Below are 22,145 nucleotides of genomic sequence, written 5' to 3'. Positions count from 1 at the left end.
ATATGATTAGGATCATACAATTAGAAATGATAAGAGTTATTATTCAAACTTGTTAATTCAGTGGTGCTTGAATAAATGTCTCTAGATAAATTACTTCACAAGGTTAAACACATCTACTTGACTGGAAACCTCTCCGAACAGGTTTTAGCAGCACAAATATTAAGCGGCTTTCAAGACACTAAACACCTGATTATTGAGAACTTAGAGTCCCATAACCCTGACCTTGTTCTTACTAGCCTTGAATGTCTCGCTTTAGCTAACGAAGCGCCTATTGAGCCTATCCTAAACTGCTATCAATACTGGGACGACAGCGAAATTAAGTTGGCATCGTTAATGGCTATTGAGAACAACCGACACTCTCTACTCGCTGTTCCGATATTATTAGAAGCGGTATGCGACGAGAACGACTACTGGGACGGTGGTTGGAATGATGGAGATGACATCAGCTTGATAGCTGCGCGGATTTTAGATAATCACAAGCACGAACTAGATCACGAACAGTCTCAGCGTTTACTGCATCGGCTTCAGAGTGACCCCGAGCCAGATCTAAAAGGCAAACTCATTGCTTTACTTTCACGCCACTCCCCGACTCTGCTAAATGAAAACAACGTACTCAAAAGCACCGCTGATAGTCGGATTTTTTTGAGAAACACTCAAGACAAAATAGTCTTGTACAAAGCCACACAACACCCTGATATTAGCTGCCAAAAAGTCGCATTTCAGCGTCTATCTGAAATGGATTGTCGTGAATATCTGCAGGTATTTTTAAACGGCCTGTCTCATTCAGATTCATCAATAAGAAAGAGTTCCGTACATCAATTAGCTAAATGGAATTACCTAGTAGATTTAAAGCACCTTAATTTTGAGTTACTGCTATCTGGTATGCAGCTCTACTCACTCACAGGGCTACTGAGTAACAAAGATAAACTGCATGTCATTGACCAACTTCAAGATAAACCCAATGTTGCTTATTCAACCACAACGCTTCTTCTGCTGATTTGCAGTTTGGAAAGTCAGCACAAACAGCTTCAACTTGCCCGTTTTATACCCCATTTCTATCAAGTGTTTTCACAGTTAGAAGAGTCAGAACAACTCGACTGCCTAAGCAGCCTATTGACTGAAACTTGCGAACAACTCAGCGTAGCCTTTATTCGTCAACAAATTCAGCGGGTCACTTGCAGCAACGCTATCAAGCGACTGCTGATTGAACACCTTTCGAAAAATCCTAAAGCTAGCCATCAAAGCTATTTGAAAAAACTCACTTTAAGGACATCGGATACCATAGTTACGGATTCTTCAGAAAAAAGTAGAACAACAACGAGCACCGCACCTACAAATGAAATGATTAGCGCGGTAATCAATGATGCTAATCCTCAACCAGCACTTATTACATCAACGCTTGATGCATTAAAACAAGCCCACTCACCGGCTACTTCTGCCGCTATATCTACCGCCACATCTAGCTCTGGTTCGGTAAAAAAGCGGTCGAAGAGATCAGCAAAAATAGAGGACCTCGAAAATCAAGTGATCGCTCTAGAGCTTTGCTCAAACAAAGCATGGCTGCGCAGCCTTTGCTCGGAAGACAAAACAAGTCATCTAACCAAAGTAGCATTTCACGCCTTAATTCTTGCCTTATGTAGACACAATATAAGCTTTTCCGATGCACAAACATCACGCTTTAGCCAGCTAGCGTTAGAACTCTTACTAGATGAAAAATCCGAGAACATCGACGACATCCTCGGCTGGCTTGGTGATGATTGGATACAACTGAACCATTTGTCACTGACATCATCACCCAACCTCTCTTTAAGTATCGGCTTAATAAAATACATCGATGACGAGCAACAATTATTAGAATTGGTCAAGCATTCGTATATCGGCATTCAGCACGCCGCTCTCTATCGACTGACACAAGTAGCGACTGATTCTAGTAACAAGTTAATCGGCTTGATTCTTAATGATCCATTGCTTCACTCTCAACTGGCTAAGTTCGATGCTAATTTCGTTTATAAACAACTAAACGCAAATTTCGAAAACCAACCATCGTTGACTCTTCAGGCCTACCTAGTGTTTCTAGAAACAACTAACAGCAAAGAATTATGGGGACAAAATGCTTTGTAAGACATTGTATGAGTATGTCTAACAGTAACTTCTGTCACTAAACAACGCACTGCAGTTCCGTATATTGATACTTCGTATGAATAATAAGGTGTGTCATGAAAACTCTATCTTTAGCTACCTTAGCGACAGCTATCTTTCTCATTGGATGCGGTTCAAATCAAAATAAATCGCTATTCAATCAGGCAAACGCAGCACCGTCAGTTGTACATGGGGTCACGATTGAAGCCGTTCCCTCTCAATTCGCTGAATACTCTCAAGCAGGCTACAACCGATATGTAGCGGTCAATGCCCCGAATGGCAAATCTATCCATATTTTGATTATGGATCGCCTGAGCAATTATCAAATAGTCAAAGCCGTCAATGTTCTCAACCACTATCTAACCCCTGTTGATGGCACTAAGTATGGGAGCACTGACTCAAAACGCGAGATTGCAAACGCGATGGCCAACAATGGCGCAATACTAAAGCTTATGAATTATTACGATGATCCACGATACAATGATGAATTAGCCGGGCAGCCCTTGTTCGAAGAAGAGATTCAAGTTGAAGGTGGTGAATGGTATGTCCAACAAAATTATAGAGAGCATCGTGACGCCGCTTATGAAGAAATACTTCACCTAGTCCACGACTATGGAATCGGCGTTTTCAACTCACCTGAAGATGCAGTCACCGCATTACCTGAATTTCAAAAAGAATTTAATGCAATACAGAGACAAGCGTTACACCATGCTTACACGCCATCCCGTGATATTTTAGAAGAGTGGCAAGAAGAAGTCAGCGTTGATCAAGAGTACTTTGCGGCAGTGATTGATAGCTACTACGGTCTTTGGGGTGCATACAACGGCAAAGGAATGTGGGGGGTCTACCAAGTGAAAACTCGTGACGACTTTTCGACAGAAGATCCCGATGCGCAATCAATAGTGGAACAGATTTTCTCTCCAACATTGACTTACGATGCATACATTGCCGATACATTCACTGGTACATTTAAAATGAAATATGACCCGGCAACGTCCTATACCCATCATTCTCAGTATCTAACGAAGCTAACGTTAACAGGCAGCAACAACACGAATGTTGAGCTCAATAGATTTGATAACAAAGTGACTGGCAATTTAGGTACAAATACGGTTATCACCCATGGTCCTAAAAGTGAATACCAAATTCATGATCTGGGGAATGGCAAATTTCAGCTTAATGATACCGTGGTTTCTCGTGACGGCTTGAACCTACTGTCCAGTATCGAAAAAGTGCAGTTCACTGATCAGATTTGGACCTTTTGATTAGCAATCATTCAAAAGCCAAATCACTTTCCTATAGACGTAAAAAAGCCCGATCATTTCTGATCGGGCTTTCTAAATGATGGAGGCGCCTCCCGGAGTCGAACCGAGGTCCACGGATTTGCAATCCGCTGCATAGCCACTCTGCCAAGGCGCCTTCAATAGTGTTTTAAGAGAACAACTCTTTTGAGTATTACCAAACAAGGTAACAATCAAATAGATGGTGCCCCGGGCCGGACTTGAACCGGCACAACGCGAACGTCGAGGGATTTTAAATCCCTTGTGTCTACCAATTCCACCACCAGGGCACGCAATTCTTTATTGCGATGCCGATTACTGAAAAGTAAAACACCATCTTAATGTCAAAATGAATCAACATTACAAAATTTGGAGCGATACATCGGGTTCGAACCGATGACCTCAACCTTGGCAAGGTTGCGCTCTACCAACTGAGCTAGTATCGCAATTTCATTCTTCTTGCTTATCTCTTCTTGTTCATAAAAGAGAGAAAGAGAATGGAGGCGCCTCCCGGAGTCGAACCGAGGTCCACGGATTTGCAATCCGCTGCATAGCCACTCTGCCAAGGCGCCTTTATCAATATAAAAATATATTGAAGTGTTTAAAGAGAACCACTCTTTGTTCATCACTCTACTAAAAAGTAGAAACAAGATAGATGGTGCCCCGGGCCGGACTTGAACCGGCACAGCGCGAACGCCGAGGGATTTTAAATCCCTTGTGTCTACCAATTCCACCACCAGGGCAACGCAAACCTGCGATGCTGATTACTGAAGAGTAAAACACCATCTCCCAGCGACCGAAGCCGTGAGAACGAGGTTTACTTTAACGGATGAAAAAAATTCGTCAACAATAAATTTTATCATTTAATTCAAGTGATTAATTATCGAACTGTACAGAATGAATTTAGTGCAGCTTGTACGGTTCTTATACGTAGATCTTGAGTTGTCGCAGGGATTAAAAGGCCGAATTACAATTTTCAGATTCAACAAATGTTGTTAATTCAGTTGAATGTAAGAAACACTCCTTCGTTTTCATGTGCTTTTCACATTCAAAGGCTAGAGTTTTAAGTAACTTAAATTGCGAAATGAAAACGTGAAGTCACTAAAACGATACCAATATGAACGCTACGCGGTTCTTTGTAACCTCGCCTACCCGAGAGTTTTTAAACAGACTCGTTACGGTTTTGATCCTAATGGACAGCGCATCATAAAGAACCAGTTTGGCAAAACCATGATTCGAGTTTTATGGAGTAGTGACAAAGATGAAGTGGTTGTGGTTATCAAGGGATCGCACAGTATCTCAGATTGGTTGCTTACCTTTGCTCTATGGACAAGAAGCTGCAAAAGAGTTGGGCTCAACTACCGGATACATGCGGGTTTCTATCATTTGATGTTTCAAGAAAGCCAACCAAGCCGCAATGAAGATAAGCTCGGGTTAAACGTTATCGAGCGCTTAGAAGCGACGCTCATACCTTTGTTAGAGCAAGGGAAAAGGATTTCTATCACCGGGCACTCTTCTGGCGGTGCAATTGGTTGCGTGTTCGCTGATTACCTAGATCAAAAGTATCCAGGCTGTGTTAGGCGAATAGTGACCTTTGGCCAACCTGCGATTGGTGATTGGAATTTTCGAAAGCACTATCGTTTGAGTAAGAAAACCTACCGTATCTGCTGTGACATCGATATCGTTACCTTCATGCCACCCGTACCTCTGTTGTATTGGCATGTAGGTAAAGTGCTTTGGCTTTATAACGGACGAATCTATGAGAACACCCCAACCTTTATACGCCTTGGGCGCTCTGTTTTAAGTTGGTTGATCAGACCTTTCTCTTACCACTTAATGAGCAAATATATTCGCAATAAGGATTTCTTTGATAAGCACTGAGACTCATTTGAAGCTATTAAAGAAAGAGCACAGGCCTATTACTGTCTGTGCTCTTTAGTTTCTAAACCTATGTTGTTTTCTGCAATATCGATTAAAGCTTGAAGCGTGACAACTCTCGTTTCAAGTCACTCGCTAAATGACTTAGCTGATCGGCTTGTGAAACCGCATCGGTCGCATCAACTGCCATCACATCACTCACTTCACGAACAGATTCGGTATTCGCATTGATTTCGGCAGTAACCAGTGACTGCTCTTCAGCGGCAGAAGCAATCTGAGTCGCCATATCACTGATTATCTGAATCGCTTCACGGATTTGAGCTAGGCTCTCTCCGGCCATATCCACATCGTGTACGCTTGTTTTCGCCATATCATGGCTTTGCGTCATCACTTTCACCGCACCATTGGTCGCTTGTTGTAAGCGTTTGATCTTGTCTTCGATCTCTTCTGTTGAAGCATGAGTACGTTGAGAAAGCACACGAACCTCATCAGCAACCACTGCAAAGCCTCGACCTTGTTCGCCTGCCCTAGCCGCTTCAATGGCCGCATTGAGCGCGAGTAAGTTCGTTTGCTCCGCTATTTCACGAATCGTCGCTAAGATAGACGCGATTTGCTGACCATGCTCTTCAAGCTCACTGATGATAGACACAGCGCTTGTTAGCTCAGTAGCGAGATCATTGATCGATGATTGGCTTTTAGCCATCTGTTGGAAGCCTTGCTCGCTCAACTCCACCGAATGAGTCGCACTTTTTGCCGTACTCTCAGCATTCGTGGCGATTTCCGCTGTTGCTGTCGCCATTTCTGTCACAGCCGTTGCCACCATCGTGATCTCATCTTGTTGCCTGCTTACACTATCACTGCGCTTCATCGCACTGGTATTAGCATGCTCGGCACCGCTGTTCATCGCGGTAGAAACTTGAGTGACGTTTTGCATCATTTGATGGAGCCGATCAACGAAGACATTAAACTTATCGGCAAGTTGACCCACCTCATCTTGGCTCGACACTTGTAGTCTTTGTGTGAGGTCGCCTTCCCCTTCCGCAATATCAGCTAATGCTTCACTCACTCGCCCTAGTTCAACTAATTGACGAGCCACAAACCATGAGGTTGCTACAGCCATAACGATCAATACAATCAAACCTGTGGTGATTTGGCTAATCAACATATCGAACAGGGGCTGCTCTAGTACGTCTTTATCCATTTCAATCACAAGTAACCAGTCAGTGCCTTTAATCGGCTCAGCCATGATGACTCGCTCAGCACCGTCCACTTGAGTAAAGATCGTCGTCAAGTTTTGCGCAGCACTGTTCAAGCCAGACATACTCAGCTCTGGCGCAATATCATTGACTTGTTTCAGAATGAAATCTTTATTTTGATGAGCAACAACCGTTCCTTGCTTATCGATCAGAATCGCACGCCCATTCCCCGGAACCTGAATGGCTAATACGTCTTCAATCAATTTGTCCAATGCCAAGTTTGATGCCACAACACCGATGATCGATCCATTCTCGGTCACTGGGTCTGTCAGTGTCACCACCAAGGTTTGCATCGTCACACTTACATACGGCTTTGTTGTCACCGCTCGATTCTCAGCTAAGGTTTGTTTATACCAACCTCGGACTCTTGGGTCATAGCCCGCTTTATTCAATGAAGGATCATGACGGAACATCTCACCTTCTTTGTTACCGTAATAACTCAATCCAAACCCACCAGATACCAAGGTTTGACGTAAATGAGGAACGATATCTATTGAAGGGTTAAGCTGCACTTGTTGCTGAAGCCCGTGTACTGCTTGTTTCTTATCATAAAACCAGTCACTGATGCCCTTAGCATGAGCTTGAAGTGTATTGCGACTTTCACTTTCTATTGCTTGCCAGCTGTTTGTTTGAAAAGTCTTATAACCCATGAAAAGAAGAATGGCAGATGTAACAGCAATCGCCAAAACTACAGAGAAAACCATTTTCCTCTTTAGACTAAATTGCATATTTAAGAACCTCTTATAGAACAATTAAAGAAATATAATGAGGGACACTATCACTCATACGCATGTTTTAATTAGGGTTATCCCATAAAACAATGAAACAAATCGAGCATTATGGTTAATTGTGACTTTGATTTATTTACCGGTCTATCAATAAAGGTTCAACTTAGGATCTCATCAAAATAGAGTGGGTCTATGAAAGGTAAAGGGGAGAAATGAAGAGGCAAGGATGAAGAAACCAAAAACGAAAAAACCAGCCACAAGGACTGGTTTCTTCTAAATGATGGAGGCGCCTCCCGGAGTCGAACCGAGGTCCACGGATTTGCAATCCGCTGCATAGCCACTCTGCCAAGGCGCCTTTTTAATTCAACACGTTAGGGACTAAAGCAAGCCACACCGCTGTGTTCGGGTGCCTACTTTACGGATCGAGGGGAGATAGTCAAACAAAAAAATGAATTTAAATTCCGTTTGCTGACATTTAAATCAAATTGCTGCATGTTCGATCTCTTCACTCGATAAACACGCAGCAATATAAATTAAGTTAAGGTATTCGGACGTTACCACTTCTTCATGAAACGACCGACTAGGCTCGGATGGTAAGCCCAACAATGATCGAACATCGTCATAAGTTGTGGGTTGCCATATTTCGAAAGACTAACCGCATGAAAACGGTTTTTGTGCTCTTTCAATTTTTCGACCTGAGCAATCATTTCATCAGATTGCTTAGGAGCAATAAAATCAGAGAGCACGATCAAATCTGCGTTCTTGTATTTATCACCCGTCATCAAATCAATCGACTTCATCAGAACCGGCTCTAAATCTGTACCACCATGGAACGAGTAGCTTAAAAAATCACTCGCTTCACGCAGGCCATCTTGCCTTGTTAACTCGTAAGTGATCTGCTCAGAAGAGAACAGAATCACGTAACAGTCTCTCTCTTCGGCTAGAGCTATCTGCATCAAGGCATAAGCCATTGCTTTAGCTGACTGCTCAGGGAAACCGCTCATAGAACCAGAGGCGTCGACACAGACGATAAACGGGCCCTTTTCAATATCGATGTTCTTACTATCAGGCTTTTGCGCTTTCACTTTACGTAATGTTCGTGATTTACCTTGCGAGCGATAGCTCAGTAAACGCTTGTCGGCCAAGTGTTTGTAAAAGATAACCTCAAGCTCTGGGTACGCTAAGAACATGGTCTCGTTTGGCAACATCTTGTTGAGGTCATCACTTTCATGAATCCCTACAATATCATCGACTGCTTCATCGCTTTTCTCTTCAACCATCTGCAGTTCTTCTACAGGGGCTTTGTGTAACGAAGGATCATCTTCCTCGCCAGCCATACGGCCGAGCTTTTCTGCGATCTCTTGCAAGCCCTTGTGCTTATTCAAGAACTCAGCATGGCGCTTCATGATGGTGAGGTCTGTTTTACTTAACTTAGCTGATGCCATGTCCCACAAGCGCCCTACACTGCCTTCATCGCCCGACTCCGTCACTTTGTCCATGTTTTTCATGGTTTCCATGCGCTGATAAAGATCGGCTAAGACTTTTTCTTTGCTTGTTTCGAGTTCGATTACTTGAGCTTGCTTAATGGCATCTGACAGCGATTGGTACCATTGATCGCAAAAGTAGTGTGGAAACATCGCGTTACAAACGCCTTTATTGTTTTCCATCAAACGTCTTGCTTGTAGATAAAATGCTGAGTGCCACTCCAGCTTCTTAATAACGCTGTCGATCTCGTCAAAGAACTGAGATTCATCCCAGTGAATGACTTCTTGGTATAGCGCGATTTCCTCTTGGAATCGATCGGTTTCGCATACCTTGGTAACACGTTTTTTTACTTTGCCGCGCCATTTAACTAAATGGTTTTTGACTGATGTTTTTACACCTTTGTTCTCAGCAGCCATCATCACTTGAGAACGAGCGATGAGATCATTCATCGCGGTATCAATGATACCTGAATCAGCGACCATCAAAGCAAGGTTTAAGCCGTCTGCTCCTAACATATGCTCCCTCCCTTACTCAAAGTACTGACTCATGAACTTAATGCGCTGTGCGATCTTGCTGCTCTTTGCTTTCGTCGTTTCGAGATCTTGTGTTACCGCTTGCAAGCTTGATTCCATCGCTTTCGGCAAATCAGGGTCGATATAGTTATGAGGTAACGCATCGTGAAATTCGGTGCGTACTCTTTTTAGCTTGAACTCAGCTTCGGTTAACTGCTCTAGGGCTTTCTCTGCACCGCTCAACCACTTGCTATACAGTTCTTGATCTAAGCCGTCTGTGGTAACCACACTCACCAATACAGAGCGATTAGCAATATCTTTAATCACTAATTGATTCGATGCATCCAAGTCGAGCTTTAAGCGGCATAGATTTTTGTTTTCGTTTACGTAACCGTAAATGTCGCCATGACCTTCTTTAAGAACACGATCAAAATCATCTTTGGCTACGTACACCCAACGACTATCGCCTTTCTCAGATTCAGACACCGACATATTGCTTTGCAGCATAACCAATTTAATAAGATTGTATGCGCTACCGACGCTGTACATTTTCGCGTTCTTGATATCATGTTGGTAAACGTCTTTACGTCGTAAGCCACTGGTTGACTCCACAGAGAGCGACACCGACAGAGTCGATTCAACATCATCTTGAATCTCTTCTAGCTCTTCACGAGACATTTCGATTTGAGCTTTCGACTCTTGCTGATCAAACGCTCGGTTCAACGCAAAATCTTTGACAACGCTACGAACCACATCACGAGATTCAGGGCTATGCCACAAACAATCTTGAAGAAGCATAATATCCAACGGATTTACGCTGTCACGGCCACTGAAGAAGGCGCTCGCTTTCAATAGCTTGACCGCTTTCTTCCAACGTCTGTCTGATACATACAAGTCAGAATCTGATGATGAGCCCTGATTCTTAACGGTCTCTTCAAGCATAGTTTTCAGTTCAAATAGCTTGTTAAACGAGTTATCCGTCAGCTCCAAATTATCGAGTTCTTTCTGCCATTGATGGTATTCAATGTCTGTAATCGCTAACCCTTTGGGGATTACGGCTTCCTGAGAAGTACCCGTTGTTAGCATCGATTTGAAGTTTTGTTTGTTTTGAATACGGTTGACGAACACGCGAACTAACATTCGGTCATAAAGTGCTTCTAAGCCGCTGTCTTCATCCGGAAGTTCATTGGATGCTGAAACCAACAAGCGCATCGGCACGCGCTCAATGTCTGCGCCATTTTTAAATGTCTTTTCGTTAACCACAGTCAGTAACGTATTAAGAATGGCTGGGCCTGCTTTCCAGATCTCATCAAGGAAAACAACTTGCGCTGTTGGTAGGTAGCCTTCGGTCAGCCTTACATAGCGACCGTTATCTTTTAATTCTTGAATGCTTAGCGGACCAAACACTTCTTCTGGAGTAGAGAAGCGCGTCATCAAATATTCGAAGTAGCTACTGTTGTCAAAAGCCTGAATGAGGCGTTTGGCGATAAGGCTTTTTGCAATACCCGGAGGACCTAATAAGAACACACTTTCACCAGCAAGAGCCGCCAGCAGACAGAGCTTAATCGTGTCTTCTCTTTCATAAACGCCGTCAGAGAGAGCATGCGCTAATTTATTGATTCTTTCAGAGAGTAGCGCCTTGTCAGCATGTGAGGAAATAGAGGGGGTCATGCGTTACTCCGAAAATCTATGAACAGTTGAGAGTGTAGATACGTTTTTATACATTTGTTAGCACTTTGTTACAAGTATCTTTTATTATTGAGTTGCCTTTATATCAGATGGTTACGCTGCAATTTTCGCGCAATCATAGATTCCAATTATGAGAGTAGCATCACGAACGGCGTGAAATTAAATCTATTACTAAGCCTAATTTTTCTTTTATTTTCGACACCATAGACGTTATGGTGGTACACGTCTTCAGTTATACGAAATATTGGCAAGGAAAGTGGCCAGACTGCATGAGTAAAGTTATCCATCAATGGAAAAGTATTTCTCTCATCGAAGAGAACGTGACGCTCCCTACGAACGTTGTGGTAAAACATACAACAATAAACCACCCTGGCGCGGCTGTTATTCTTCCTATCACTTCGTCTGGAAAAATCATCCTCATTAACCAATTTCGCCCTTCTCTTAAAAAATGGCTTTTAGAGTTACCTGCTGGCACGATGGAACTTAATGAGACACCTCTTCAATGTGCCCAACGAGAATTGGAAGAAGAAACTGGTTACAGTGCAACTTATTTTCAGAGCTTAGGGCAAGTGACACCTTTAGCTGGCTTCTGTGATGAAATCCAGTATTTGTTTGTCGCAAAAGACTTAAGCCTCACTACCCGCTTTGAATGCGATGAAGATGAAGTAATAGAGGTGGTCGAACTTAGCCTGGAAGAACTGCACCATAAAATACGACACGATCAAATCACAGATACCAAAACTATCGCTTGTTTAAGCAAAGCCCAACTATGTGGTCATCTATAGCCATTGATATAACTACCTAAAGTACTCTAGGAGAGAAACATGGACTTTCGTTCTGATACCGTAACTAAACCTTCACAAGCTATGCGCGATATAATGGCAAATGCAGAAGTGGGCGATGATGTATATGGCGACGACCCAACCGTCAATGAATTGGAGCAGTGGGCTGCTAATGAAACGGGGTTTGAAGCAGCGATGTTCACCTCTTCAGGCACACAAGCCAACCTACTTGGTTTAATGGCGCACTGTGAGCGTGGTGACGAATATCTTTGTGGCCAACAAGCACACAACTACAAGTACGAAGCCGGCGGCGCCGCTGTACTTGGCTCTATTCAACCTCAGCCAATTGAAAACAACCCAGACGGCACGTTAGATTTTAAAAAGCTTGCTTCTGCAATTAAGCCAGACGATAGCCATTTCGCTCGCACCAAGCTTCTTAGTTTAGAAAACACCATTAATGGTAAAGTGCTGCCAATCTCTTATCTAGCGGAAGCTCGTGAGTTCGTAAACCAACACGGCTTGCAAATGCACCTAGATGGCGCGCGCGTCTATAACGCTGCTGCGGCATTGGATGTACACATCAAAGAGATCGCGCAATACTTCGATTCGATGACAATTTGTTTATCAAAAGGTTTGGGTGCTCCGATTGGCTCTCTACTTCTTGGTAGCAAAGCGTACATCGCTAAAGCTCGTCGACTGCGTAAAATGGTCGGTGGCGGTATGCGTCAGGCTGGCATTCTTGCTGCAGCAGGTAAAATGGCGCTGACAGAGAACGTGGCTCAACTAAAAGTTGACCACGAGAACGCGAAAAACCTAGCCATTGGCCTAAGTAAACTGGAAGGCTTCTCGGTTAATCCTGATTTCATTCAAACTAACATCGTGTTTGCGAAGTTAGATGAGTCGGTTGATATTAACCGCATCGCGCGAGAGTTAGGTGAACAAGGTATTACGATGTCGCCAGGTAACCCGGTACGTTTTGTTACTCATAGAGATATCAGTTCAGAAGACATCGCTACTTTCCTAACTAAATTGGAAAATGCGCTTTAACGCTGAACAAGATTCCCATTAAAGCATTTAAGACTAGAGCTTCCCTTACGAAGCTTTAGTCTTTCAGAAAGACCGTTCATCTATTCCACCGAAAAATAGCCATCTACATCCGCTAATTTTTCTAATAAACCCCAGTAGATTAAATGTAATAGTACGCAATCTCGTTTTGGCCTATCTCAATACCTTCCATCCATTGCCCCTACATTTTAGTACCCAATTATCGTTTAAGTTCGAGTTACAGGAGTTAGGCGGAACATACATACCCACTAAAGATAAATAATTTAATAATTAGAGTTTCAGGTGTTTTATTTACCATGCGTGCGGTATTTTAAATATTGAATATATCAATTTCAAAAAAATCATCGTAAGCGTTTAATTTCAATAAATAAATCTCACTTACTCTCGATAAATATTATCGACTGTGAAAACCCACAAATGCCACATTCAGCAAGTTAATAAAATCACTACGTTTATTTTTAGTAGAAAGCACTGTCAAATTAATGATGGCAGGCAGAATAATCCATAGATAAATTAAAATCACTTCCCGTAGACCATAGCTTTAATTTTATCAATTAAACAATTATCAATCGCTAATTTGGCTATTGTTTGAAAATCACCTATCTAATTGAAAACAAAATTATTATCAAAAAAATCTCTCTTTATCTTATATATAAAACTCATACTAAAACTCATACTTCTAGAAAATAATAAACTTTTTTTACTACTTCACTATTTTTTAAAGCACTTATAGTTTTGAAAGTTAAGCAACAAGTTACATTCAATTAGTGAGAGGGGAAATGATGACTAGAGCATTCAGGATTCTTCATAATTTCATCATCTCAACGTTAATTTTTAGTTTGTCACTTTCATTCTATGCCAGTGCTAACACCTTAACGTTAGGAATTAACGGTCAGATCAAAGATCGATGCGAAATAAATTTCTTCTCTGGCAACATCATGAAGTTCACGGAAAACCATGATGTGCAATTGTTGCCTTTTAATATGTATTGTAACCGTCCGTTGGGTATAACGATCAATTCAAAATATGGAGGCTTAAAATATCAGCACCAAGGTGTTGATATTGTTGAAAGTTATAATCTGTCATTACAAATAGACGAGCTTCGTCTTTATGAAAACAGGCACAGCAGCCAACTTATTTCACCAGTAATGATAAACAGTTCTGGTGTTATTCCTTTCTCTCAACAAGGGAGCCTTAGGGTAGCACTCGAAAATAGCTTGCGTTACGCAGGTTATTATCAAGACGTTATTGAGATCGAAGTTTACCCTTCGATTCATAGCGTGACAAAGTAAAAACTCTGCAATGTATCTGCAGATACAAAATACGCTCAGCAGTATTCGAGCCAATCATTTAAGATAAAGGAATTTCTAATGAAAAAGCTAACACTCTACGCAGCAACAGTCACTGCTATTTTTGGTGCTCAAGTTCAAGCCGCTCCTGGTGATGTCCAGTTAGTTGGTTTTGTTTCACCTGTATGTGAAGTTACTGGTCTTTCAACACAATTGATGGACTTCGGTAACGTATCTCAAATTCAAAACCTTTCTGTTAGTGGTCTTAACATGAAGTGTAATGACGTCGATGGTGCAACGGTGACACTAACGAGTGCAGAAGGTGGTTTAGAGTCAGACGATAGCGAAGACTACGCTCTTACCTACGATGCAACATTTAACCCTGCGGGCGGCCTAGCTCCTTTCACACTTAATGCTCCTGGTGGACCTGGTCAAAACGATGTTTCTGTAAGTAACTCTTATGGTGGTTCTGGAACATTGGCGACTGGTGTTGCCGCGTCCATTGATATTGTGACAACAGAAACCTCCCCTTGGGCAGGTGGCTACTCAGATACATTAACCGTCAATATCACCTCAAATTAGAGGTTAAATAAGTCGGGGGCTATTTTTTGGCCTCCGACTTCATCCAAGCCTTAGTTGTATTAAAACTTAACCTCAGTTGTATTACCGTCTCTAGTTTAATTTGGAGCTCATCGCGATGTATAAATGGATCATGCATAAATGGACTGTTCTCTTAATATTGTCACTCACTTGTTTGTCTGCTCATGCGTTCAAAGTAGAGCCGATGTCTATGGAGATGACGCCACTTGGTAAAAGAGCCCAAATGACGATGAGGGTTGAGAATTCGTCTCAAGAACCACTCACGGTTGAGTTGTCTCCGGTATACATGACAATGGACAAATATGGAAAAGAGACCACGACGCCTGCAGATGACGAGCTATTAGTGATTCCGGTAACCGCAATCATAGAGCCTGGACGTTCCCAATCCATTATGGTGCGATATTTAGGTGACCCTTCCATCACAGAGTCAAAAGCTTTTCGTATTGCGGTTAAGCAAGTGAAAGTTCAAAGAGCAAGCAGTAACCAAGGACAAGTGAGTTTGTTACTTCAGTTTAATACGCTGATCAACGTGCGACCTCAGAACACAGCCTCTCAATTAGAAATAAAAAGTATCGAAGCAAATGACAAAAATAACAAATGGGTCCTTGAAGTACTGAATAGTGGCAATAGTTATGGTCGGTTAACCAATACGACATGGAAAATTTCTGACGGTACAAATTCAACATATTTGAAAGGCGTAGAAATTGCCAAACGTATTCCAGGAACTTTGGTTCTTCCCTATTCCACTCGTTTTTTCGAAATGCAGCCACTTGAAGATTACAATGTAGACACGCTATCGATTGAAATCGAGCAGGATCAGTAGCAATGAGACGTTATATCTTGGGTGGGTTCATTTACTGCGTTCTGTGTGCACAAACGTTTGGCATAACACTGTTTCCAACCGTCATTGAGCTCAACACCGATCACAGGGCAACATCGCAACTGGTTGTAACTAACAACTCAACGCGGGATCTCCCACTTGAAGCTAACGTTCGTCGTTTGAAATTCTTACCTGATGGCACGTTCCAAACATCAGATCTATCGAGTGAGATGATGTTTGTATTTCCACCAGCCGCAATGTTGGCACCCGGTGAACGTCAAGTATTCCGTATCCAATGGCTGGGAAAACGCTCACTCGAAACTTCCCAAAGTTACTTTGTTCGCTTCAGTACCGTAAACATTGGTCAAAACAACGCAAAAATAGATAAGCCCACAAGTTTAACAACCGGTATCAATTTGCAAGTTCACTATAATGCGTTGTTGCACATTCACTCATCCTCATTAGAGCCTGACGTGAAATTACACATAGATGAACAAGGAAAACTAACACTCACTAATTCAGGGTCGCGATTTACCTATACATCGTTACTTCATTTTAAGGGGCTCGAATCTCAGAACCAAAAGGTACATGAGGCTTTAGGTGAACAGTTTATTCCACCACGCTCGACTATTACTTTGCCTTCTTCTTTAAATTACTTACCAGTAGGCACTTACCATGGATATGAAAACTGAAACCTCTCACAAGATGTGGCAAGTTTTCTATGTCTTGGGATTAGCACTGTTTTATTGTGCTGCCTTAAGCCCTGCTGCTTGGGGCCAGGAAATGGTCTTGAACCCGACAGGACGCGATATTCAACTAACCTCTTTACTAAGGATAAGCGACACCATACTGGGGGAAGCGGATATTATCATTACCGCGAACAACGAGATTCTTTTGCCAAAGGAAAGTACGTTGTCTCTCCTTTCGTCTGTCGTCACTAAAGAAGGTATTGGGAAGCTCAATGACACAACAAACGATGAGATGCTTTCTCAGCACCACTTTGAAAACGTAGGGCTGGGACTTAATTTCGACTTTTCTTCGTTGGAATGTATCGTGACGGTTCCGCCAGAATTTAGCTTAACCCAACAACTCTCGATGAACGGCGAAGATGATTTTTATAACTATGCTGAGCCAAGTCTGTTAAGCGGATACGTTAACGTCGCCCTTTCCGCCAATGAGAGCCAATATGTCGATCAAAAATCGTCTAGGCAGGATCTCTATCGCAGTCAATTCGACTCAGCACTTAACATTGGTTTTCTAAACTTTGAATATGAATCCTATTTAGAAAACAGTTCATCACAAGATTCGCGATACGTAAGAGAAGGATCTCGTCTTAATATTGACTTTGCTCAGCAAGGTACACGGCTTGTGTTCGGTGATATGTATAACAGTGGTCAATCTTTTCAGGACAGTACCGACATACTGGGGATTGGCTTAACTCGAGATTTCACACTCATTCCAACCAGAAATGCACGACCACGAGCTAATCAATCATTCACACTGCAAAGAGCCTCGAATGTCGATGTCTATATAGATGGGATTGCAGTCCAACGATTAACCTTAGGCGCTGGTAGCTATAACCTGAGTGATATACCTCTCGCGCAAGGTAGTAACGACATTGTACTCGTTATTACCGATCGTTCTGGGAATGAAGAGCGTATCGAGTTTTCTATTGCGACAGGTAACGACTTACTCAATAGCGGTGAGTTTGAATATAGCATTATGTACGGCGCACCCTCTGAACTCCAAAATGGACAATTAGAATACCTAACCGACGAGCGTATTTTCCATGGTTATATCGATGTGGGTATTAACCCTTGGTTAACGTTGGGTACGAACTTTCAAACCCGTGAAGATCTATACCAGTATGGTACCACCGCACTGATTGCTTCTAGATGGGGAGTCACTGAACTCAATGCTTCACGTAGCGAACACCCTGCATTTGGAACTGGCGATGCTTATAAAGTTGCGTTCGATGCGGAATTTTCCAGTAAGAATACACTTGCTCCACAACTGAGTGTTAGTTATGAGTATCTGAGCAACAATTTTACCGGTGTTACTGGGTTTGACGCTTCCGATAAAGACATCAACTTAACCACTCACTATGCTTCTGCATTCGGTTCGATTTATCTAGGTCGATCTTTACGTGCCGCCATGACAGTCAATTACCGTTCAGGAATAGACAAAGAGAATGACTATTGGCGAATTAGCCCGAGTTTATCAGACGGACTGTTTGATACTCCCGCGACTTGGAGTGCGCGTGTTAGCTATCAAGATCACGCCAGTAAAGACGATGACATCAGCACCACGGTCACCATAAGTTGGCCTCTCAGCCGACAAACTCGTGTCGTCGGTCGTTACAGTACAGAGCTCAAAGAAGCCGCCTTAGATTATAGCTATCAGAATAATATAGGTAACACCGGAGGGATATCGGGGTTTGCGAGTGTCATTACGAATGAAGAAACGGACGTCGATATGGACGCTGGAGTTAATTATACGGCAAACCGTTACGAATTGAGTGCGACACATGCCTCGCGACTTGAAGACATTAGTGGTGACACAAGAAACCACAGTACCGACGTGACCATCAGTAGTGCGCTTGCGTTTGCAGGTTCATCGGTGACGATCGGCAGACCAGTCCGAGAAGCATTTGCCATTGTCAGCAAACATGAAAGCCTGACAGAGAATGACGTAGCATTGGACCCAACAAAAGACGGACAGTACGCGCGCGTTTACCTTAAAGGAGATGCAAAGGCTATGGTCCCTGATCTCGTTGCTTATAATGGCCAAGTCATCGGTTATGAGGTCGATAACTTACCACCGGGATATGACTTGGGTGATGGTGCTTTTTGGGTTAAGCCTGACTATAAGCGGGGTTACCAACTACAAATTGGCTCCGATGCTGTCTTAACCGTGATTGGCAAACTATACGATCGTCAAAGTAACAATCCAATTTCACTTGTCGCAGGTGTTGCACATTACCTTGGCGACGCTAAACAGTTACCGATTGACTTCTTTACCAATCGGAACGGCATATTTGCGATATCTGGATTAAAGCCAGGTAAATATCAGCTGATCCTTGACACGAAAGGACAAGAGTCAGCCATCATTACTCTCAGCGAGCGCAGTGACAACTTGATCAGACTAGGAGATGTGTATGTGGATTAAACAACTTCTGTGGGGAGGATGGTTCCTCATCGCCATAAATTCTGTATCCTCTGTATTAGCATGTGAAACTAGTGCATTGACGATTCAACCCGTCTCATCCCAGTCGCAATACGACGTTTTCAACACTGGTACTTACGCAACAATTAATACTTATAGGATCGATGCGAATATAATTGGCGAAGACTGCAAATTGAGTTTGGTTCTACAACTTAATGATACTAGTCGGACGTTAAAAGGGGTAAACCAAGACAAACTCAACTTCGAGTGGAGTGGGCAAGTTGGTACGCCAATCGCTAATCAGTGGCATTTATCATTAACCGACAGTCAACCTTCGACAACCATACAAATGCGTTTCCCAAGCAAACAGTGGCTAGCGTCTGGAACCTACCGGGGGCTTTTAGAAGTGTCGCCCTCTTATACCTCAGACAACCAACAAATAGAGATCAGCCCTAGCTCACTCCCAGTATCCGTTACCGTGCCACCAGCTGCAAAAGTTCACTTTTATGGGTTAACTCAACAGCATTATGACCTTGATCTAGGAACATTATATTCAAACAAGATTATTAGTTCTGCACCGAACCTATGGGTGCAAAGTAATACAGCGTATACCATCGTATTGGAATCATCCCATCAAGGGATGCTACGTCATGAATCTGATGAGACAAAATGGGATATTCCATACGAACTTTCCCTAGATAACGATAGAGTAAACCTCAATCAACTTGATGCAAAAATTCAGCGTCTTTCAGCTACGATTGGTCAACCTATTCCTTTGAGTTTTGTTATTGGGGAAACAGAGAACAAACCGGGAGGAATATATGACGACACATTACAAATTTCTATAGAACCTCTCCTTTCACAGCAGCCGTAAATATGTAATTATATAAATCCTGAGATATGCAACGAAATTATATAAAACGACACATCATATAATCAAAACTTAGTTTGTCAGTTTCGGAGTACGTTATGCATAACCAAAAAAATAATTTAAAGCACATGCTCCTAATTGGCGACAACGGTATAAATAACCAGTTTATTCAACGAGAAATAGAGAAATACAGTGACTTTTCTTTTAGTCGCGAATGTATTTTGGGTATTGAACGTTCAAATCATCGTAAGACGTTTGATGTCATTCTCATTAGTTACTTACTCTTAGCTGACATCAAAGATATCTACCTCACCTTATCAAAAGTTGAGTCAAATAAATGGGTAATCTATGACGTCCCCTCTGATATTACCGGACAGAGTATTACTGTAATGCAGTTATTCAACATGTTTAATATAAAAGGCATAATCTATCAGGATGCTCCTATCGAACACCTTACACGTTGTTTGAAAACAGTCTGTGATGATGACCTATGGTTACCGAGGAAGTTAATGTCGCATATTTTATCCAATGCGCGCTCTCATACATTCAAGTCACAGGTAATATTATCTAGCCTTACGAAAAGAGAAGCTCAAATATTTAAACGACTTATCAGAGGAGAAACAAACTTAGAGATATCAAATGAACTATTTATTTCAGAAAGTACAGTAAAAACGCATGTATATAACATATATAAAAAAATAAACGTAACCAATCGAAAAGAAGCGATAAGAAAAGCAAATTTTATCAATAGTTTAGAGACTATTATACAACCAGGCATGTAGTTAATATTTGAGTCACGAATATAGAGACACCGGATTACAGTTGTTTTACAACATACCGCATTATAATTTAGGCGCTTCTATTATCCCCCTCCATCATAGAATCACAGTTAGACTGAACAACGAAGTTTAAATCATATCACCAGTGACTTAATTACATTCTGCCCTCTAAGAAACGAGTAGAGTTTGTAAACTCACAAAACATCACGTCTGAAACCCTCGATTTCCCTAGCAGAGCAAAAAGTACGCTGAGTGCTTAACAATATTTGGCTTTTTAGCAATTCAGACTTGAGCTTCCCCTTAGGGTAAGCTTTATTGTTATGTTTTTACCGGAGCAAAAGCATGACTTACCGTTCCTTCACTTTACTATTACTCACTCTTTCCCCTAGCCTTCATGCCTCTAATTTTGGCGATCCTGAACTGGGTAAAATGAAGTCACCAAGTTGCATTTTCTGTCATAACCCCACGGGTGAAACAAGTAACACTGCTTACCCAAAACTTTCTGGCCAAGATTCAACTTACCTCTATAACACAATGAAAGCTTACCAAAACGGTGATAGACAAGGCGCTTACGCTGAGATGATGCAAACACAACTGAGTAAGCTCAATGATCAAGACTTGAAAGATATTGCGGCTTTTTATGCTTCACAACAGTAACGGAGCTCACCTTCATTAGGTCAATCTAAGCTAAATAAACATCACTAATTCTCCTATACTTCAAGCAAAGTCACTGAACTCATTGAAGGTCGCGATAGATATACCTTTACACGTATCATCCAACCCTTACAATGTGCAGCAAATATATTTATCAAGGTTTATCTCTATGTCTATTCAATGGTTTCCGGGTCACATGCATAAAGCCCGTAAAGAAATCGAAGAAGTTATCCCACAGGTTGATGTGATCATCGAAGTACTGGACGCTCGTATCCCGTTCAGTAGTGAAAATCCAATGATCTCTTCACTGCGCGGCGATAAGCCTTGTGTAAAAGTGTTGAACAAGCGTGACCTTGCGGATCCTGAACTGACTCAACGTTGGATCGAGCACTTCGAGAAAGAGCAAGGCGTTAAAGCGATTGCGATTACGACTAGCGTAAAAGAAGAAGTTAACCACGTTATGGAGTTAGTGCGTAAACTGGCACCACACCGTGAGCAAATGGGCAAGAACATTCGCACTATGATCATGGGTATTCCGAACGTGGGTAAATCGACCATCATCAACTGTTTAGCTGGACGTACCATTGCGGTTACTGGTAACCAACCAGCGGTAACTCGTCGCCAGCAACGCATCAATCTGCAAAATGGCGTGATCCTTTCAGATACTCCTGGAATCCTATGGCCTAAAGTAGAAAACCCACACAGTGGCTTCCGCTTGGCTGCAACAGGCGCTGTAAAAGATACGGCAATGGAATACGATGAAGTGGCATTCTACACAGTCGAGTACCTTGCAAAGCAATACCCTAATCTTTTGCAAGAACGCTACCAAATTGAAGAGCTTCCAGAGTCTGATATCGAATTGATGGAAGCGATTGGTCGTAAGCGTGGTGCACTTCGTGCTGGTGGTCATATAGACATTCACAAATGTTCTGAAATCCTACTTCATGAACTGCGTAATGGTACTTTAGGTAAAGTAACGTTAGAGCTACCAGAAATGATCACACAAGAGTTGATCGAAGTTGAAGAAGCGGCTGCGCTGAAAGCAGAACAACAAATTAAGAAGAAAGAAGAGCGACGCAAGCGTTACTTGAAGAACAAACGTTAAGATCTATTCGTTTAAAGAAAAACCACATGGTGCGACTAAACGCCAAAT

At 42.2% G+C, this 22,145-nt stretch carries 17 protein-coding genes and 6 tRNA genes; 14 read left to right on the top strand and 9 right to left on the bottom strand.

Annotation, left to right across the window (positions count from 1 at the left end; all coding sequences use genetic code 11):
- The first annotated feature begins 75 nt into the window (after positions 1-75).
- Both K08M4_RS17990 and K08M4_RS17985 read left to right on the top strand, forming a co-directional pair.
- Positions 76-2,121 (top strand): hypothetical protein, encoded by a 2,046-nt coding sequence (locus K08M4_RS17990; protein ID WP_086050880.1) that lies wholly within the window; start codon positions 76-78, stop codon positions 2,119-2,121.
- Positions 2,122-2,216: 95 nt separating this feature from the next.
- Positions 2,217-3,404: a hypothetical protein gene (locus K08M4_RS17985; RefSeq protein WP_086050879.1), complete on the top strand. Its 1,188-nt coding sequence runs from the start codon at positions 2,217-2,219 to the stop codon at positions 3,402-3,404.
- Positions 3,405-3,484: 80 nt separating this feature from the next.
- On the opposite strand, the gene K08M4_RS17980 is transcribed toward K08M4_RS17985, so the two are convergent.
- The 5 genes from K08M4_RS17980 to K08M4_RS17960 all read right to left on the bottom strand — a co-directional run bounded on the left by K08M4_RS17980 (position 3,485) and on the right by K08M4_RS17960 (position 4,162).
- A tRNA-Cys gene (locus K08M4_RS17980) sits at positions 3,485-3,558 on the bottom strand.
- A 64-nt stretch (positions 3,559-3,622) separates the two neighbouring features.
- Positions 3,623-3,709 (bottom strand) — tRNA-Leu (locus tag K08M4_RS17975).
- An 80-nt stretch (positions 3,710-3,789) separates the two neighbouring features.
- A tRNA-Gly gene (locus K08M4_RS17970) sits at positions 3,790-3,865 on the bottom strand.
- A gap of 52 nt (positions 3,866-3,917) precedes the next feature.
- Positions 3,918-3,991: transfer RNA gene (locus tag K08M4_RS17965), tRNA-Cys, on the bottom strand.
- An 84-nt stretch (positions 3,992-4,075) separates the two neighbouring features.
- A tRNA-Leu gene (locus K08M4_RS17960) sits at positions 4,076-4,162 on the bottom strand.
- A gap of 349 nt (positions 4,163-4,511) precedes the next feature.
- On the opposite strand from K08M4_RS17960, the gene K08M4_RS17955 reads away from it, so the two are divergent.
- Complete coding sequence (locus K08M4_RS17955) at positions 4,512-5,300, top strand: lipase family protein (RefSeq protein WP_086050878.1); 789 nt, start codon at positions 4,512-4,514, stop codon at positions 5,298-5,300.
- A gap of 91 nt (positions 5,301-5,391) precedes the next feature.
- Here K08M4_RS17955 and K08M4_RS17950 read toward each other — a convergent pair whose 3' ends face one another.
- The 4 genes from K08M4_RS17950 to K08M4_RS17935 all read right to left on the bottom strand — a co-directional run bounded on the left by K08M4_RS17950 (position 5,392) and on the right by K08M4_RS17935 (position 10,949).
- The gene (locus tag K08M4_RS17950; RefSeq protein ID WP_435532571.1) at positions 5,392-7,281 is read right to left on the bottom strand and encodes a methyl-accepting chemotaxis protein; all 1,890 of its coding nucleotides are present in this window, start codon (positions 7,279-7,281) and stop codon (positions 5,392-5,394) included.
- A gap of 281 nt (positions 7,282-7,562) precedes the next feature.
- Positions 7,563-7,636, bottom strand: a tRNA-Cys gene (locus K08M4_RS17945).
- A 199-nt stretch (positions 7,637-7,835) separates the two neighbouring features.
- Positions 7,836-9,281, bottom strand: a complete 1,446-nt coding sequence (gene viaA / locus K08M4_RS17940; protein WP_086050876.1) for an ATPase RavA stimulator ViaA — start codon at positions 9,279-9,281, stop codon at positions 7,836-7,838.
- Between the two features lie 12 nt (positions 9,282-9,293).
- Entirely contained in the window at positions 9,294-10,949 is a 1,656-nt protein-coding gene (locus K08M4_RS17935) for an ATPase RavA domain-containing protein (protein ID WP_086050875.1), read from the bottom strand.
- 287 nt (positions 10,950-11,236) lie between these two features.
- On the opposite strand from K08M4_RS17935, the gene K08M4_RS17930 reads away from it, so the two are divergent.
- The 11 genes from K08M4_RS17930 (at position 11,237) to ylqF (ending at position 22,097) form a co-directional block, all read left to right on the top strand.
- Positions 11,237-11,752 carry an NUDIX hydrolase gene (locus tag K08M4_RS17930; protein ID WP_086050874.1) on the top strand — a complete coding sequence of 172 codons (516 nt, stop codon included), beginning with the start codon at positions 11,237-11,239 and terminating at the stop codon, positions 11,750-11,752.
- A gap of 39 nt (positions 11,753-11,791) precedes the next feature.
- Positions 11,792-12,796, top strand: a complete 1,005-nt coding sequence (ltaE, locus tag K08M4_RS17925) for a low-specificity L-threonine aldolase (RefSeq protein ID WP_086050873.1) — start codon at positions 11,792-11,794, stop codon at positions 12,794-12,796.
- A gap of 785 nt (positions 12,797-13,581) precedes the next feature.
- Complete coding sequence (locus K08M4_RS17920; protein WP_232460259.1) at positions 13,582-14,106, top strand: hypothetical protein; 525 nt, start codon at positions 13,582-13,584, stop codon at positions 14,104-14,106.
- Positions 14,107-14,184: 78 nt separating this feature from the next.
- Positions 14,185-14,685, top strand: coding sequence for a hypothetical protein (locus K08M4_RS17915; RefSeq protein ID WP_086050872.1), 501 nt, complete (start codon positions 14,185-14,187; stop codon positions 14,683-14,685).
- A 115-nt stretch (positions 14,686-14,800) separates the two neighbouring features.
- Positions 14,801-15,526 carry a fimbrial biogenesis chaperone gene (locus K08M4_RS17910; RefSeq protein ID WP_086050871.1) on the top strand — a complete coding sequence of 242 codons (726 nt, stop codon included), beginning with the start codon at positions 14,801-14,803 and terminating at the stop codon, positions 15,524-15,526.
- A gap of 2 nt (positions 15,527-15,528) precedes the next feature.
- Positions 15,529-16,215 (top strand): fimbrial biogenesis chaperone, encoded by a 687-nt coding sequence (locus tag K08M4_RS17905; RefSeq protein ID WP_086050870.1) that lies wholly within the window; start codon positions 15,529-15,531, stop codon positions 16,213-16,215.
- A complete protein-coding gene (locus K08M4_RS17900) occupies positions 16,199-18,691 on the top strand; it encodes a fimbria/pilus outer membrane usher protein (RefSeq protein ID WP_435532570.1) in 2,493 nt (830 codons plus the stop codon). The genes K08M4_RS17905 and K08M4_RS17900 overlap by 17 nt, the downstream gene beginning before the upstream one ends.
- Positions 18,681-19,562, top strand: a complete 882-nt coding sequence (locus K08M4_RS17895) for a hypothetical protein (protein WP_086050869.1) — start codon at positions 18,681-18,683, stop codon at positions 19,560-19,562. Before K08M4_RS17900 ends, K08M4_RS17895 begins: the two co-directional genes overlap by 11 nt.
- Positions 19,563-19,657: 95 nt before the next feature.
- Positions 19,658-20,341 (top strand): response regulator transcription factor, encoded by a 684-nt coding sequence (locus K08M4_RS17890; RefSeq protein WP_086050868.1) that lies wholly within the window; start codon positions 19,658-19,660, stop codon positions 20,339-20,341.
- Between the two features lie 339 nt (positions 20,342-20,680).
- On the top strand, positions 20,681-20,995 hold the full coding sequence (locus tag K08M4_RS17885) for a c-type cytochrome (protein ID WP_009845439.1): 315 nt from the start codon (positions 20,681-20,683) through the stop codon (positions 20,993-20,995).
- Between the two features lie 166 nt (positions 20,996-21,161).
- Positions 21,162-22,097, top strand: a complete 936-nt coding sequence (ylqF, locus tag K08M4_RS17880; RefSeq protein WP_029405588.1) for a ribosome biogenesis GTPase YlqF — start codon at positions 21,162-21,164, stop codon at positions 22,095-22,097.
- Positions 22,098-22,145: the final 48 nt, after the last annotated feature.

The sequence above is a fragment of the Vibrio syngnathi genome (assembly GCF_002119525.1).
Lineage (GTDB): Bacteria > Pseudomonadota > Gammaproteobacteria > Enterobacterales > Vibrionaceae > Vibrio > Vibrio syngnathi.
Note: the sequence above shows the minus strand (reverse complement) of the source record. Positions and strands in the feature narration are given on the sequence as shown.

Coding starts and splice junctions, on each gene's coding strand:
- K08M4_RS17990 (WP_086050880.1), top strand. CDS start 76: ATGTCTCTAGATAAATTACTTCACAAGGTTAAACACATCTACTTGACT.
- K08M4_RS17985 (WP_086050879.1), top strand. CDS start 2,217: ATGAAAACTCTATCTTTAGCTACCTTAGCGACAGCTATCTTTCTCATT.
- K08M4_RS17950 (WP_435532571.1), bottom strand. CDS start 7,281: ATGCAATTTAGTCTAAAGAGGAAAATGGTTTTCTCTGTAGTTTTGGCG.
- viaA (WP_086050876.1), bottom strand. CDS start 9,281: ATGTTAGGAGCAGACGGCTTAAACCTTGCTTTGATGGTCGCTGATTCA.
- K08M4_RS17935 (WP_086050875.1), bottom strand. CDS start 10,949: ATGACCCCCTCTATTTCCTCACATGCTGACAAGGCGCTACTCTCTGAA.
- K08M4_RS17930 (WP_086050874.1), top strand. CDS start 11,237: ATGAGTAAAGTTATCCATCAATGGAAAAGTATTTCTCTCATCGAAGAG.
- ltaE (WP_086050873.1), top strand. CDS start 11,792: ATGGACTTTCGTTCTGATACCGTAACTAAACCTTCACAAGCTATGCGC.
- K08M4_RS17915 (WP_086050872.1), top strand. CDS start 14,185: ATGAAAAAGCTAACACTCTACGCAGCAACAGTCACTGCTATTTTTGGT.
- K08M4_RS17910 (WP_086050871.1), top strand. CDS start 14,801: ATGTATAAATGGATCATGCATAAATGGACTGTTCTCTTAATATTGTCA.
- K08M4_RS17905 (WP_086050870.1), top strand. CDS start 15,529: ATGAGACGTTATATCTTGGGTGGGTTCATTTACTGCGTTCTGTGTGCA.
- K08M4_RS17900 (WP_435532570.1), top strand. CDS start 16,199: ATGGATATGAAAACTGAAACCTCTCACAAGATGTGGCAAGTTTTCTAT.
- K08M4_RS17895 (WP_086050869.1), top strand. CDS start 18,681: ATGTGGATTAAACAACTTCTGTGGGGAGGATGGTTCCTCATCGCCATA.
- K08M4_RS17890 (WP_086050868.1), top strand. CDS start 19,658: ATGCATAACCAAAAAAATAATTTAAAGCACATGCTCCTAATTGGCGAC.
- K08M4_RS17885 (WP_009845439.1), top strand. CDS start 20,681: ATGACTTACCGTTCCTTCACTTTACTATTACTCACTCTTTCCCCTAGC.
- ylqF (WP_029405588.1), top strand. CDS start 21,162: ATGTCTATTCAATGGTTTCCGGGTCACATGCATAAAGCCCGTAAAGAA.